Genomic DNA, 13,901 nt, shown 5'->3' on the forward strand with positions numbered 1-13,901 from the left:
GTGGCCCGGGTCACGTCCGGACTCTCCCGTGCGCGTCCGGGGGAGCCGCCCGCCGGGCGTCGCCGGCACCGGCCCGCCGGACGCGCCGGCGGGCCCGGCTGTGCCAGGCGAAGCAGAGCGCGGCCAGCACCTGGACGCCGGCCGCGGCCAGGAGCGCCCCGGGGAGCGACCGGTCCGCGAGCGGTCCGGCGACGCCCGCCCCCAGCGCGAAACCCGTGATCTTCAGGCTCGCGCCCGTCGTGAAGACCTGACCGCGCAGCCGCCCGGGCGCCTCCCGATGACGTACCGCGAACAGCGCGGTGAGCTGGGGGCCCTCTCCGATGCCGGCGATCACCATCGCGGCGATGAGCAGGGCCGGCCGGCCGGTCGCGAGGAGGACGAGCGCGACGGCGAGGACGATCGTGCTGCACCAGATGACGGTGTCCGGGGCCAGGAGCCGGGGACGGCGGGCGAGCACCGCGTTGGCGGCGAGCGCGGAGGCGGCGGTGACGGAGAGGAGGATCGCGCCGTGCCCGGCCGAGCCGAGGGACTCTCCGAGCAGCGGGACGCACGCGATCAGCATGCCCTGGCCCGCACAGGAGACCGTCGAGGTGGTCGTCGCCCTGGACAGTCCCCGGCTGCGGAGGATGACGCGGACTCCGGCGAGGAGATCGGAGGTGATCGAGGCGGCCGGCCGGCTCCCCGCCGGATCCGGGACCGCGGGCAGCGCCAGCGCCGAGGGCAGCGCTGAACAGATCAGCGCCGCGGCCGCGACGACGCCGGCCGGGGCGCCCCACACCCCCGCGAGGACCCCGGCCAGCGCCGGGCCCACCAGGCTCGCGAGGTTGAACGTCATCGCGTCGAGCGCGTTGGCGCGGGGGAGCCGCCCACCGGTCGCGACGCGGGGCAGCTGGGAGGTCCATCCGCCGGACAGGGCCGGTCCCAGCAGCCCGGCGCACACGGCGATGAGGATCGTGGCGACGAGCGGGACGCGCCCCAGGCCGGCCAGGACGGCCGCGAGTCCCACCGCGTAGAGGCCGAGCGCCCAGGCGAGCAGACGGCCCGGCCTGGCCGCCCTGTCGAGCAGTACGCCGAAGACGGGACCGCCGATCGCCGCCGAGACCGTGATGCCCGCCAGCAGCCATGAAGCCGTGGAAGCGGATCCGGTCACCGCCAGCCCGGCGAGCAGCAGAGCCGGTCCTGACATCTCGTCCCCGGTGCGGGCGGCGACCGCCCCGACGGCGTACCACCACATGGCGTAACGCTTTTTCACGAAGGTCACGTTACGCAGGTAACTCAAAACTTGACCAGATGCGTTACATTCGACCGGTGACCGCTTCGAGCCGTGAATGGTCCACCCGTCATTCGGTGCAGGCCGTCGCCCGGCGGACCGCCGCCCTCGTCAACGCCCTGTCCGGCGAGGACCCCACCCCGGAAGCGGTCGCCGACCTGCTCCGGGAGCACGGGGAGACCGGCTCCGTCGATCTCTCGCCGAGCGATGTCGCCGAGATGCGCGCCGCCGCCGTGCAGCTGCGGGAGATCTTCGCCGCCGCCCACGTCGACGCCGCCGCGTCCCTGCTGAACCGGCTGCTGCGGCAGAGCCCCGGAACCGTCCGCCTCACCTCGCACGGCGGCCTCACCCCCTGGCACCCCCACCTCGACAGCGACGACGACGCACCCTGGGGGGAGTGGTTCCTCGCCTCGTCCTGTCTGGGCCTGATGGTCCTCATCTGGGATCGCCAACGTCCGCCGGGCGGCCTGTGCGCATCGCCCGGCTGCCGGAACGTCTATCTCACGCAGGGAAGCGGCCTGTCGCGCCGCTACTGCTCACGCCGCTGCGCGACGCGCGAACGGGTGGCGTCCCACCGGCGCTCACGAGCCACCGGTTCTGTCGTCCGCCAGTGATATTCATGGCCTCCACTGCGATCTTCGAGACGTGTGAGGCGATGAAATGGCGACGGTCACCTTCCGGGACGAGACGGCGACGGGGAAACCGCTGGCCGAGTTCGCCCTGCCGGATCTGCCGGAGAGCATCTCGGCCCGGGAGTTGGTACGGCTGCGCGTGCGCGAGGAGGTGGCCCGCCACAACGCCGCGCCCTCCCATCACTTCCGCGGCCTGGTCAAGCCCACCGAAGCCGAGGCCGAGCTGAACGGCTACCGGATGCGGACCGCGCGCAGACTGGACTGGGAGAGGCAGGCCGACGCGGCCGAGGCCGCCTTCGTCCGCAACGGCTTCCTGCTGCTCGTCGGCGACCGGCAGATCGAGGACCTGGACACCGAGATCGACCTGATCACCGACCCGGTCGTGTCCTTCATCAAGCTCGTCCCGCTGGTCGGAGGCTGACGCCGACGGCGGCGACCGTCTTATCGCCCTTCGAGGAAGACGACGGCATGCTCTCGGTCATCCCGTCCAAGGCGTCACCGCCGTCACCGGCCCGTCCCTCACCCGCCGGATCCGCCTTGACAGGAACCACCGAAATGAACCTCTCCCCCCTCGCCCAGCGCCTGCTCCAGCTGACCACCGGGACCGTGAACGACCCCTCGTACTGGTCTGACGCCTCACAGCTGAGCGTCGGACTGGTCGGGCTGGGCAGCGGGCGGGTCCAGGTCGACGACGGCGACCCGATACCGGTCCGGTACGCGCTCGACGAGCAGGCCAGGCAGCGGCTGGTCGCACCGGCCCGCGAGCTGGTCGAGTTCCTGCTGGAGGACAGGATCCGGATTTACGGACCCTTCGCCGCGCTGGTGGCGGCCGGGCTGGCGGGTATAGACGCCGACGTTCGCGCCAAGATCGCCGAAGGGCAAGGGCCGATCGCGGTAGCCGAGCTGGAGCTGCTGCTCGGCTGGGACGTGGAGCGGCGGGCGTTGTTCGCCGAGGCGGTGCGGGGACGGCCCGACCACGTCACCCCGCTGCACGGCGTGACCGAATGGCTCGGCGGCCTGCCCGGCTACCCGGACTTCGCCCGGACGGCCCTGGAGGCGGCCGGGACCCGGGTCGCGGCGATCCACGCCGGTGGGATCCCCTACCGGGCGGAGAAGGCGTTCACCCGCGAGGAGACGGCGGCTCTGGGCCGGGCCGTACGGCTGGCGCTCCTGAAGGACGAGCCCTGGCTGCCCGACCTGCTGGGTGAACTGCTGCCCGGGGTAGCGGTGGCACCCACACAGGCCAAGACCCTGCCCTCCCAGGGACTGCTGTTCGAGGTCGCCCGAGCGATGGAGGAGTACCCGACCCCGGAGGCGGTCTCCGCGCTGTACGCCGCCCGCCGGGCCACCCGGCACGCCGGGGTGCCCCTGCAGCTGGACCGCAAGTTCAAGCGCATCGAGCCCGTCCTGGCCGACCGGCGGGAGGTGGCGTTCCTGCTGGCCGCCGACACGGCCATCACCGACCCGTCCATCACCCGCTAGCTCAGCGGATGAGACACGCCCCGCCGGTGACGGGCCCTTCACGGGATCCCCACCGGCGGGCACGCCCTCAGCGCCGGGACCGGGGCACCGCCCCCGTCGAGGGTGTCCCGGCCCCGGCTCCCGCCTCAGCTCGGTCTCCGCCCCGGCTCCGGCCGCGCCCCGATCAGCCGCTCGCCAGCGAACCGACGATGGACGCCCGCGCCGCCCTGCGCGCGGGCAGCACCGCGGCGACCACCCCGGCCAGACCGGACAGCGCCACGAACGCCAGGATCTGCAGCACCGGCACCTGGAAGGAGACGTCCGTCGTCATCGTCCGGGCCGCCGCCCAGGCGTAGACCACCCCCAGCGCGACGCCCACCAGAGCACCGATGAGCCCCAGGATCAACGCCTCCACCGAGAGCATCCGCCGCAGCTGGGGACGGGTCAGCCCCAGCGCCCGCAGCAGCGCCGACTCCCGGGTCCGCTCGTGGACCGAGAGCGACAACGTGTTCGCGATGCCCAGCAGCGAGATGAGGACCGACAACCCCAGCAGACCCGTGATGATCATCAACATCATGTCGAGCGACTCGTCGAACTCGCTCCGGACCTCCGTCGAACTGGCGACCTTCGCCGTCGGGTACGGATCCGCCGCCGCGTCCACGGCCGCCCGAGCCCGGTCGAAAGCGACCCCGTCGCGGGCATTGACCATGATCGATGAATCGCCGACCTGCCCGAAGTAGCGGTCGAACTCCGCCTCCGGCACCGTCACCCCCGACAGACTCGCCCGCTGCGGATCGAACAGCGCCACGACCGTGAGCTCCACCGTGCCGGCCTCGGCCGTCTTCACCGGCACCCGGTCCCCGACCTTGACCCCCAGGTCCTCCGCCACGTAGTTCGCCACGACCGCCGTACCCGGCTTGAGCAGGTCGATCGACCCCGACTCCAGACTCGGCCGGAAGTCCCGCGACGCGGTGAAGGTCCCCACCTCGTACTCCGCGCCCTTCCCCCCGACCTCGGCGACCGCCCCGCGCAGCGCGACCACCGACGTCAGCTCCGGCCGGGACCGCAGATCCTCCGCCAGCGCCCGCGACAGCTCCGACCCCCGGTCCTGCGGCTGGACCATGTAGTCGACCGGGAACTGCTCGTCCAGCTTCGCCGAGTACGTCACCCGCAGCGTGCCCGTCAGCACCGCGATCAGCGTCATCAGCGTCACACCCACCGTCAGCGCCACCGTGGTGGTCGCCGACCGCTTCGGATTGCGGCGCGAGTTGTCCGTGGCCAGCCTGCCCGGCACCCCGAACAGCCTCCTCGGGACCCAGCCCACGAACGCCGAGAGCGGCCTGACCAGCACCGGCCCCAGGATCAGCAGCGCGAAGAAGACCAGCGAACCACCGGCCATCACCACCACCAGCGCCGCCTGGCCGACCGGCATGCTCAACGCCGCCACCGTGGCGCCCGCACCCGCCACCAGGAACAACGCGGCCGCCACCACCCGCACCGCCCCGGTCCGGAAGACCCGCTCCTCCACTTGCGTGCGCAGCGCCGCGATCGGCGCCACCCGCGTCGCCGAACGCGCCGGCAGCAGCGCCGCCCCCACCGTCACCGCGAGCCCGATGACCAGACCCAGCGCGATCGTGCGCGGCGCCAGCGACGGCGTCACCGCCGGCAGCGGCACGTCCAGCGACGACAGCACCGCCAGCGCCCCCGCCCCCAGCCCGTAACCGAGCAGCAGACCCAGCCCCGAGGAGAGCAGGCCCACCACGACCGACTCCAGCACGATCGAACCGAACACCTGCCCCCGGGTCGCGCCGATGCAGCGCAGCAACGCCATCTCCCGCGTCCGCTGGGCCACCAGGATGTTGAAGGTGTTGTAGATCACCAACGCGGCCACGAACATCGCCACCAGGCCGAACATCAGCAGGCCCATCGTGATCACGTCGTCGTCGGCGCCGTTGGCCCGCGCCATGTCCGCGGCATAGGCCTCACCGGTCTTGACCGTGACACCGCTCCCGAGCGCCGCCGCGACCGAGGCCCGCAACTCCTCCTGGCCCACCCCCTCGGCGGCCAGCGCGTCGATCTCGTGGAACCCCTCCGCCCCCGTCATCGACCACGCCGTCCCGGTGGTGAAACCGACCGCGCCGGTGTAGACCAGCTCCTGGTCCAGACTCAGATCCACCAGCCCGACGAGCCTGAACTCGTGCCGGACCTCCTTCGCGTCCAGCACCGCGATCGTGTCGCCCACCTTGAAACCGTGCCGCTCGGCGGTACCCTCGTCCAGCACCGCCTCCCCGCCGTTCCGCGGCGCCGCACCACCGGCGATCACCGTACGGTTCAACCGGCCCTCGGGAATCGAGATGCCGCTCGTCGGACGGTCCCCGGCGGCCTTCCCGTCCTTGCCGAGCAGCGCCGCCGTACCGCGCACCAGCCCCTGCGCCTCGGCGAGACCGTCCACCCCCCGGACCTTCTCCAGCGCCGCGGCCGGCAGGGACGGCTCCTCCTCGCCGCGCCGCCCGGAGTCCGGGAACACCGCCACGTCGATCCTGTCGCCCGCCGCCGCGAACTTCTGCGTGAACCCCGCCTCGATGGTGTCGGTGAGCACGAACGTGCCCGCGATGAAACCCACCCCCAGCGCGATCGCCAGAGACGTGAGCAGCAACCGCAGCCGGTGCGCCCGCAACCCGGCCAGAGTCGTCCTGAGCACCGTCACGCCTCCAGCTTCATCAGCGTGTCCAGCACCGCCTGCGGCGTCGGCCGCTCCAGCTCGCTGACCAGCCCGCCGTCCCGCAGGAAGACCACCCGGTCGGCGTACGACGCCGCGACCGGATCATGCGTGACCATCACGATCGTCTGCCCCAGCTCCCGCACCGACGAACGCAGGAACGACAGCACCTCGGCACCGCTGCGCGAATCCAGGTTCCCGGTCGGCTCGTCGGCGAAGATGACCTGCGGCTTGCTGATCAGTGCCCGGGCCACCGCCACCCGCTGCTGCTGACCACCCGACAACTCGGTCGGCTTGTGCCCCAGCCGATCACGCAGCCCCACCGTCTCCACCACCCGGTCGAACAGCACCCGGTCCGCCTGCCGACCGGCGATCTCCAGCGGGAGCAGGATGTTCTGCTCGGCCGTCAGCGTCGGCAGCAGGTTGAACGCCTGGAAGATGAACCCGATCCGCTCCCGCCGCAACAGCGTCAGCTGCTTGTCGCCCAGCCCCGTCAGCTCCACGTCCCCGATGCGGACCCGCCCGCTGCTGACCGTGTCCAACCCCGCCAGGCAGTGCATCAGCGTGGACTTACCGGACCCCGAAGGACCCATGATCGCGGTGAAGGCGCCCGTCGCGAAGGAGACGTCCACCCCGCGCAGAGCATGCACGGCCGTGTCCCCCTGCCCGTACACCTTGGTCAGGCCCTCGGCCACCACGGCCGGTGCCCCGCTCTCCCGCGCGCTCCACGCGCCGACCTCTCCGGTGACGGTCATGTCGACCCCTCCTCGGCATAGATGCGTTATGACGGGCAAAACGCTATTGCCGGGAAAGCTGGGATCCATCGGACGAGCGGCCGGACTTCCCCTCCGCCGAAGAGATACGGCGACACCACCGGTGCGACCTCCGGCGTACCGGCCCCATCGGCCATTCGGCCGATGGAACCCCCACCGCCGCCGGCCTACCCCGCCGAATGCGGGACGACCAGCCCCGCCTCATAGGCGAACACCACCACCTGCGCCCGATCCCGCAACCCCAGCTTCGCCAGCACCCGCCCCAGATGCGTCTTCACCGTCGCCTCCGCCAGCTCCAGCCGCCCCGCGATCTCCGCATTCGACAACCCCCGCGCCACCAGCACCAGCACCTCCCGCTCCCGCGCCGTCAACCCCGACACCGCCCCCGGCTCCACCCCGCCCGACGCCGGAAGATGCACCGCGAACCGCTCCAGCAACCGCCGCGTCGCACTCGGCGCCACCACCGCGTCCCCACCGTGCACCGAACGGATCGCACTCACCAGATCCACCGGCGGCACATCCTTCAACAGAAACCCCGACGCCCCCGCCTTCAACGCCGCGAACACGTACTCGTCCAGATCGAACGTCGTCAGGATCAGCACCCGCGGCCCCCCCTCTACCGCACGGATCAACCGGGTCGCCTCCACCCCGTCCATCACCGGCATCCGCACGTCCATCAGCACCACGTCCACCTCGACCCCGCGCAGCACCTCCACCGCCGCCCGCCCGTCGGCCGCCTCCGCCACCACCTCGACGTCCGGCTGCGCCCCCAGCACCATCCGGAACCCCGTCCGCAGCAACTCCTGATCATCGACCAGCATCACCCGGATCACGCCGCCCGGCTCCCGCCCACCTCACCGAACGGCAACCGCACCACCACCTGGAACCCGCCCCCCGGCCTCGGCCCCGCCTCCACACTCCCGCCGAACATCGCCACCCGCTCCCGCATCCCCACCAGCCCATGACCCCCCGGCCCGCCCGGCGCCGCGGCCCCCCGCCCGTCATCGGCCACCCGCACCACCAGCTCCCGCACGCCGTACTCCATCTCCACCTCGGCCCTGCTCGCCGGACCGCCGTGCTTGAGCGTATTGGTCAACGCCTCCTGAACGATCCGGTACACCGTCAACTGCTCACCCTCCGGCAACTCCCGCACCGTGCCCGAAACCCGCAACCCCACCGGCAACCCCGACGAACGGACCTGCTCCACCAGATCGTCCAACTGCGACAACCCCGGCTGCGGAGCGTAATCACCCGGGACCTCCCCGTCCTCCGCCCCCGCATCCGCCCGCAGCACCCCCACCATCCGGCGCATCTCCGCCAGCGCCCGCCGCCCCGTCGCCGAGATCGCCTGCACCGCCAGCCGCGCCTGCTCCGGATCACCGTCGATCGCGTACCCCGCACCGTCCGCCTGAACGATCATCACGCTCACGTTGTGCGCCACCACATCGTGCAACTCCCGCGCGATCCGCGCCCGCTCCGCCGCGGCCGCCAACCGCGCCCGCTGATCCCGCTCCCGCTCCGCACGCTCCGCCCGCTCCTCCAGACCCTCCAGATAACGACGCCGCGTGTTCGCGTAGATCCCCGCGATCCACACCGCCACCACGAACACCGACGTACTCGCCCACGACCTCGGATCGGGCCGCTCCGTGATCCGCCCGTACGAGAGCGCCAACCCCAGCTCCGCCACCAGCCCCGCCGCCACCGCCCAGCGCAACGGACGGTACGACGCCACCGCGTACATCGCGATCAGCACCGACAGGTTGACCGGCAGCGGCTCCACCCCGAACGACCACTGCACGAAACTGGCCAGCGCGACGACCGCGAACACGCCCACCGGCCACCGCCGCCGCCAGAACAGCGGCACCAGCAGCACCACGCCCAGCACCCCGTGCACCACCAGCGGAGGACCCCCCGGCAGGAAAGCCGGATCCGTCGCCAGGACCACGAAATTGGACGCACAGAACACCAGGAACGGCGCCAGCCACAGGGCGTCCACGATCCTCGGATGGCGCCCGCTCCAGGCGTGAAGTCTGCCGAACATGACACCACCCTACGTATCCCCAGCTCAGCGCCCTTCCCCCGAAAGGGGGAGACCCGCCTACGACTCAGGTCGCACACCCACCACCGCCCGCGCCGTCCCTTACATCCCGCTTACGCCTCTTCCGGCACCATGGTTTCCGGGAGCACCCCCTCGGGGGTGAGTAAAGGGAGAGATTGCCTGTGACGGCGGATCGCAACAACCCCGGGCCGCGCGACGACGAGAACACGCCGCGCGACCCGGGGCCCCGGGACGGAGACACCCGGAACCTCCCCGCGCAGGACGACGCGCCCACCGCGCACACCCCCACCGACGCGTACGGCGCCCCCGCCGCACACGGCCCCGGCGGCACCGGGATCTCCACCGCGTACGGGCCCCACGGCCCCGGCGCCCCCACCGCGTACGGGCCCCACGGCCCCGGCGCCCCCACCGCGTACGGGCCCCACGGCCCCGGCGGCACAGGCTGGAACACCCCGGGCCCGCACACCCCGACCGACGAACGACCCCGCCCCGGCCGCTACGCCAGGCTCGCCCGCGCCACCCGCGGCAAACCCTTCCAGGTCGCCGCCGCAGCGGTCATCGGCGCCGTCCTCGGCGGCGGAACCGTCGCCGTCGTCGACACCATCGGCGACCGCCACCGCGCCGGAAACGCCTTCGACCGCGTGGACGACCACCGCACCCCGCCCGGCGACGGCTTCGACCGCCTGCTCGAAGGACGCGGAGACGAAGGGTACGGAGCCGGCGAACGCGGGAACGGCGAAACGCGCATCTTCCAGGGCGGAAGCGACGAGTGGAACCCCGGCGACGGCTTCCGGACGCTCGACCAGTGCGAGTCCACCCAGGACGGCTTCCGCTGCACCGCCCCCACCCCGACGCCCTTCACGCCCTGACCCCGGCGGCAACGCCGTCCGCAGTCAGGACGGCATGTGGCTCGGTTGAGCCGAAGCGTCATTTGGGCCGATGCGGTCTTGTCGCTGGGCACCACGGCAGACGGGGTCTCGTCACTTCGGTGGATCAGGGGTTCCATCATCTGCGACGGTTTCCCACTCGCTGAAGGCGATGTAGTACTCGTCTTCCAGACTCATGCTCAGTTGCATGTCATCCATGTTGTACAGGGCATCGGCCGGTCGTTGACGACTCCCTGGCGCCGTAGGGATCTCCGGCTCGCTGGTACGGCGTTCTCGCGGCTCCGTGAGTGAGACGAAGCGCTCTTCTTCCTGGTCTCTCTCCCGGAGAAGGAGAAGTGCATCGCGGATTACCGCGGAACGGGATGTTGATTTATTGCGAGAGAGATAATCCTCGATGAAAAATACATCCTGCGGGGAAAGAGTTACGCTAGTGGTCATTGATTTTAGGTCGAACGCGTTACTCTTCGCTCTTCTGTGGGGTTGACGGGATTCGAACCCGCTCTTTACGCCACCTAAAGACGTCGCCTCTACCGTTGGGCTACAACCCCTATTTTCCCTGCGAAATTCTCTGTTTGTGAATGGCAGTTTGGGCAGAGGAATCGCAGGTTCTCTCTTCTGTTGTCCAGCCAGTCACCGTTGATGTGATCGACATGCAGTATCAAGGGCCGACCCTGCCAGACGCCCTCGATCTTACATCCCGCGCACTGGTATGGCATCCCGGTTGCGATCAGGCTTCTCCTGAGGCGGCTGGGGGTGGGGCGTGCACTGCCCTTCGGCAGCATGACGAGAACGTGCTCCGGCCGGCGACGTCGGGGAGAGGGCTGGCCCTTGTTCGGGGAGATCCTGCGGAAGTGTGAGGTGTCGATCCCGAAGCGCTTCAGCTGGCGGCTGATGTGCGCGTGGTTTCCGCCCGCGACGGTGATGCCCAGGCGGCGGAGAACATCGGTGACGCTGAGGGAGTTGGCTGCGGCCTCGGCCAGCATTTCGGGGGTGTACTTGTACTTGGTGGCCATGCCCCAAGTATAGGTAATGAGCCGACAATTCTTGGGGCATGGGCAAATCGTACTAAATGACAATTAATACTATTCAGTCGAGGCCGAGTTCGCGGCGGAGGCGGGCCACGTGGCCGGTGGCCTTCACGTTGTAGAGGGCCTTCTCCACCTTTCCGTCGGCGTCGATGACGAAGGTGGAGCGGATGACGCCGACGGTGGTCCTGCCGTACATCGTCTTCTCGCCGTAGGCGCCGTAGGCCTTGTGCACCTCCAGCTCGGGGTCGGAGAGCAGGGGGAAGGTCAGGGCGTCGTGCTCGGCGAACTTCGCGAGCTTGGCGGGGGTGTCCTTGGAGACGCCGAGTACGGCGAAGCCCGCGGCGGCGAGGGAGTCGAGGCTGTCGCGGAAGTCGCAGGCCTGCTTGGTGCAGCCGGGGGTCATGGCGGCGGGGTAGAAGTACAGGATGACGCGCCTGCCGCGGTGGGCGTCGAGGGAGACGGTGGTGCCGTCGGCGGCCGGGAGGGCGAACTCCGGGGCGGCGTCGCCTGGTTCGAGTTTCGTCACGTTTCCTCCGAGGAATGGTTCTCCCTGGTCAACTTACCGGCCTGCCCGAAGTGTCAGGGGAGCGCCGGACCTGAGAGACTGATCGTCGTCGAGGGCGACGAGAGGAGAGCCATGGCGGAGACCGATCCGGCTGAGCTGGAGCGGCGGATCGAGCGCACGCGGGCGGAGTTGGCCGAGACGGTCGACGCCATCGCGGACCGGGTGCGTCCGAAGAACGTCGCGCGGCGGACGGTGGCCAGGGTGGAGGCGAACGCGAAGCAGTTCGTCGCGTCCGTCGGGGACAGGATCGGTGACGCGGTGGGGGTCTCGCCGCGTCCGGTGAAACCGGCGGGTGAGCCCGGGGACGACCTGTGGGCGGACGAGGCGCCGGGTCTGGCGCCGGTGCTGATCGGCGTGGGGGCGGTCCTGGTGGTCGGGGCGGCGGTCCTGCTGGTGAGGCGGCGCCGCCGGAGGTGACATGCGGGGCGGGGGTCAGAGGAAGGTGCGGCCCTCGCCCCGGTAGGTGGGGACCTCGTCGACGATCTCGTCGCCGTCGATGAGGTGGAGGGTGGCGAAGCGTTCGCAGAGTTCGCCGGCCTTGGCGTGGCGGAACCACACGCGGTCGCCGAGGCGGAGGTCTTCGGCGGGCTGACCGATGAGCGGGGTCTGGACTTCGCCGGCGCCTTCGCGGGGGTCGTAGCGCAGGCCGCAGGGCAGGTAGGGCTGGGGGAGCCGGTCGGGCCCGGGTGCGCCTGAGGCGGTGTAGCCGCCGCCGAGGACGGTGGCGACGCCGGGGGCGGGGCGGCGGACGACGGGCAGGGCGAAGAGCGCGGCGGGGCGGCCGGTGAAGCCGCGGTAGAAGTCGAACAGGCGCGGGTGGTAGAAGCCGGAGCCGGCGGTGAGTTCGGTGACGGCTTTCTCGCGGGTGGTGGTGGCGAGGCTGCCGGTGCCGCCGCCGTTGACGAATTCGAGGTCGGCGAGCTGGCGGACGGCCTGGACGACGCGGCCTCTGCGGAGGATGAGTTCGCGGCGGGAGCGGGTCTGCATCCAGCGGATGGCGCGGGCGGTGAGGGGGTGGCCGGGCGGGTCGTCGCCGACTCCGGCGATCTGGGCTTCGTAGGCCATGAGGCCGGTGAGGCGGAGGCCGGGGCGTTTGGCGATGTCGGCGGCGAGGTCGGCGGCCTGGTCGGCGTCGCGGACGGGGGAGCGGAGGGCTCCGGCGCGCAGGCGGCCGCCGAGGGCGGTGTAGCCGGCGTCGACGTCGAGGCAGAGGCGGATCTCGTGGTGGTCGCGGAGTCCGGCGGTGGCGGTCTCGATGAGGTCGAGGTGGTCGGTGCGGTCGACCATGAGGGTGATCTCGCGGGCGGCGCGGGGGTCGGCGGCGAGCCGGGTGACGGCGGTGCGGTCGGCGGTGGGGTAGGCGACGAGGATGTCGCGCAGGCCGGTGGAGGCGAGCCAGAGGGCTTCGGGGAGGGTGTAGGCCATGGTGCCGGTGCAGCCGTCCATGGCGAGGATGCGCTGGAGGACGGGGCGGGAGCGGATGGACTTGCTGGCGACGCGGATGGGTTTGCCGTGGGCGCGCCGGGTCATGTCGGCGGCGTTGGCGCGCAGGGCGGCGAGGTCGAGCACGGCGAACGGGGGTTCGAGGTGCGCGGTGGCCCGGTCGTAGCGCTGGCGGTCGTCCATGGGGGCAGGATAACTCTACCGAAGATACATGAGTAGTTCTCATGTTAACCGGCCGCAGGTAAATTCTTCCTCCGGATCGGGTCAGCAATCGCGTCGGCCGGTGCGTCGTGCCGTACCGGGGTGGGGGCGGACGCCGTAGACCTGGCCGGGTGATGACTACTCTCCAGGAGATCCTGGCGGGCCCGGGAGGCGCGCCGGAGGCGCCCGAGGGGCCGCGGCCGCAGGCGGGCGGGCGCAGGGCGGTGCGGTTGCTGCGGCCGAGCCGGGGCCCGGCGGGCGCGGTGGTCGCGCTGGCGGCCTCGGTGGTGCTGTCCGGGCTGGCGGCGGGCACGGTGGCGCTGCTGACCGGGTCGTCCTCGGCGCTGGCGGTGTACGGCGGGCTCGCGGCCGGGCCGGGGGCGCTGAGCTGGTCGGACCCGGTGGTGCTGGGGGCGGCGCTGGGCGTGGTGGCGGTGGGCGCGGCGCTGGTGGCGGTGGCGGTCGTGCCCGGGCGGCCCCGGCTGGTGCCGCTGGAGACGGGTGATCCGCTGGCGGTGATCGGCCTGACCCGGTCGGGGCTGCGCCGTACGCTGCGGGCCGCGGCGGAGTCGGTGGACGGGGTGGGCCGGGCGCGGGTGCGGCTGGGCCGCGGCGGCGTGGAGGTCCTGGTGGTCGCGGAGACGGACGGGACGGGGCGGTTGCTGCGCCGGGTGGGGGCGGAGGTCGGGGACCGGCTGGCCGTTCTGGGCGCGGTGTGCGGCGACGAGGTCGTGGTGCGGTTGCGCAGCCGGGGGATCCGATGAGGGCGTATCTGGGCAACCGCGTCGGTCTGACCGTCACCGGGCTGGTGCTGGCCGGGGCGGGAGGGTACGGCGTGCTGCGCGGGCTGGGGGAGGTCCCGG

15 protein-coding genes and 1 tRNA gene are annotated in these 13,901 nt (G+C 71.7%); 6 read left to right on the forward strand and 10 right to left on the reverse strand.

What is annotated here, in order from left to right; all coding sequences use genetic code 11:
* Positions 1–10: 10 nt before the first annotated feature.
* On the reverse strand, positions 11–1,252 hold the full coding sequence (locus IEZ07_RS18500; protein WP_239320131.1) for an MFS transporter: 1,242 nt from the start codon (positions 1,250–1,252) through the stop codon (positions 11–13).
* Between the two features lie 56 nt (positions 1,253–1,308).
* On the opposite strand from IEZ07_RS18500, the gene IEZ07_RS18505 reads away from it, so the two are divergent.
* From IEZ07_RS18505 to IEZ07_RS18515, 3 genes are all read left to right on the forward strand, one after another.
* Positions 1,309–1,884 (forward strand): CGNR zinc finger domain-containing protein, encoded by a 576-nt coding sequence (locus tag IEZ07_RS18505; protein WP_239320129.1) that lies wholly within the window; start codon positions 1,309–1,311, stop codon positions 1,882–1,884.
* Between the two features lie 46 nt (positions 1,885–1,930).
* Positions 1,931–2,323 (forward strand): hypothetical protein, encoded by a 393-nt coding sequence (locus tag IEZ07_RS18510; RefSeq protein ID WP_191895883.1) that lies wholly within the window; start codon positions 1,931–1,933, stop codon positions 2,321–2,323.
* 134 nt (positions 2,324–2,457) lie between these two features.
* A complete protein-coding gene (locus tag IEZ07_RS18515) occupies positions 2,458–3,384 on the forward strand; it encodes a hypothetical protein (protein ID WP_191895884.1) in 927 nt (308 codons plus the stop codon).
* A gap of 163 nt (positions 3,385–3,547) precedes the next feature.
* On the opposite strand, the gene IEZ07_RS18520 is transcribed toward IEZ07_RS18515, so the two are convergent.
* The 4 genes from IEZ07_RS18520 to IEZ07_RS18535 form a co-directional block, all read right to left on the reverse strand.
* Complete coding sequence (locus IEZ07_RS18520) at positions 3,548–6,064, reverse strand: ABC transporter permease (protein WP_191895885.1); 2,517 nt, start codon at positions 6,062–6,064, stop codon at positions 3,548–3,550.
* Positions 6,065–6,066: 2 nt separating this feature from the next.
* Positions 6,067–6,837 carry an ABC transporter ATP-binding protein gene (locus IEZ07_RS18525; protein WP_191895886.1) on the reverse strand — a complete coding sequence of 257 codons (771 nt, stop codon included), beginning with the start codon at positions 6,835–6,837 and terminating at the stop codon, positions 6,067–6,069.
* A 185-nt stretch (positions 6,838–7,022) separates the two neighbouring features.
* Positions 7,023–7,688, reverse strand: coding sequence for a response regulator (locus tag IEZ07_RS18530; protein ID WP_231647192.1), 666 nt, complete (start codon positions 7,686–7,688; stop codon positions 7,023–7,025).
* A complete protein-coding gene (locus tag IEZ07_RS18535) occupies positions 7,685–8,896 on the reverse strand; it encodes a sensor histidine kinase (RefSeq protein WP_191895887.1) in 1,212 nt (403 codons plus the stop codon). The genes IEZ07_RS18530 and IEZ07_RS18535 overlap by 4 nt, the downstream gene beginning before the upstream one ends.
* A gap of 179 nt (positions 8,897–9,075) precedes the next feature.
* Here IEZ07_RS18535 and IEZ07_RS18540 point away from each other — a divergent pair, with 179 nt between their 5' ends.
* Positions 9,076–9,783 carry a hypothetical protein gene (locus tag IEZ07_RS18540; RefSeq protein ID WP_191895888.1) on the forward strand — a complete coding sequence of 236 codons (708 nt, stop codon included), beginning with the start codon at positions 9,076–9,078 and terminating at the stop codon, positions 9,781–9,783.
* A 111-nt stretch (positions 9,784–9,894) separates the two neighbouring features.
* Here the strand turns inward: IEZ07_RS18540 and IEZ07_RS18545 are convergent, their stop codons facing one another.
* The 4 genes from IEZ07_RS18545 to bcp all read right to left on the reverse strand — a co-directional run bounded on the left by IEZ07_RS18545 (position 9,895) and on the right by bcp (position 11,355).
* Positions 9,895–10,239, reverse strand: coding sequence for a ribbon-helix-helix domain-containing protein (locus tag IEZ07_RS18545; protein WP_191895889.1), 345 nt, complete (start codon positions 10,237–10,239; stop codon positions 9,895–9,897).
* Positions 10,240–10,276: 37 nt separating this feature from the next.
* Positions 10,277–10,349, reverse strand: a tRNA-Leu gene (locus tag IEZ07_RS18550).
* A complete protein-coding gene (locus IEZ07_RS18555) occupies positions 10,329–10,814 on the reverse strand; it encodes an HNH endonuclease signature motif containing protein (protein ID WP_191895890.1) in 486 nt (161 codons plus the stop codon). The genes IEZ07_RS18550 and IEZ07_RS18555 overlap by 21 nt, the downstream gene beginning before the upstream one ends.
* A 73-nt stretch (positions 10,815–10,887) precedes the next feature.
* The gene (gene bcp, locus IEZ07_RS18560) at positions 10,888–11,355 is read right to left on the reverse strand and encodes a thioredoxin-dependent thiol peroxidase (RefSeq protein WP_191895891.1); all 468 of its coding nucleotides are present in this window, start codon (positions 11,353–11,355) and stop codon (positions 10,888–10,890) included.
* A 111-nt stretch (positions 11,356–11,466) separates the two neighbouring features.
* On the opposite strand from bcp, the gene IEZ07_RS18565 reads away from it, so the two are divergent.
* On the forward strand, positions 11,467–11,811 hold the full coding sequence (locus tag IEZ07_RS18565; RefSeq protein ID WP_068894955.1) for a DUF3618 domain-containing protein: 345 nt from the start codon (positions 11,467–11,469) through the stop codon (positions 11,809–11,811).
* Positions 11,812–11,826: 15 nt separating this feature from the next.
* Here IEZ07_RS18565 and IEZ07_RS18570 read toward each other — a convergent pair whose 3' ends face one another.
* Complete coding sequence (locus IEZ07_RS18570) at positions 11,827–13,020, reverse strand: amino acid deaminase/aldolase (RefSeq protein WP_191895892.1); 1,194 nt, start codon at positions 13,018–13,020, stop codon at positions 11,827–11,829.
* Positions 13,021–13,172: 152 nt separating this feature from the next.
* Here IEZ07_RS18570 and IEZ07_RS18575 point away from each other — a divergent pair, with 152 nt between their 5' ends.
* Complete coding sequence (locus IEZ07_RS18575; protein WP_191895893.1) at positions 13,173–13,802, forward strand: DUF6286 domain-containing protein; 630 nt, start codon at positions 13,173–13,175, stop codon at positions 13,800–13,802.
* Positions 13,803–13,901: the final 99 nt, after the last annotated feature.

It is taken from the genome of Planomonospora parontospora (assembly GCA_014647935.1).
Lineage (GTDB): Bacteria > Actinomycetota > Actinomycetes > Streptosporangiales > Streptosporangiaceae > Planomonospora > Planomonospora parontospora.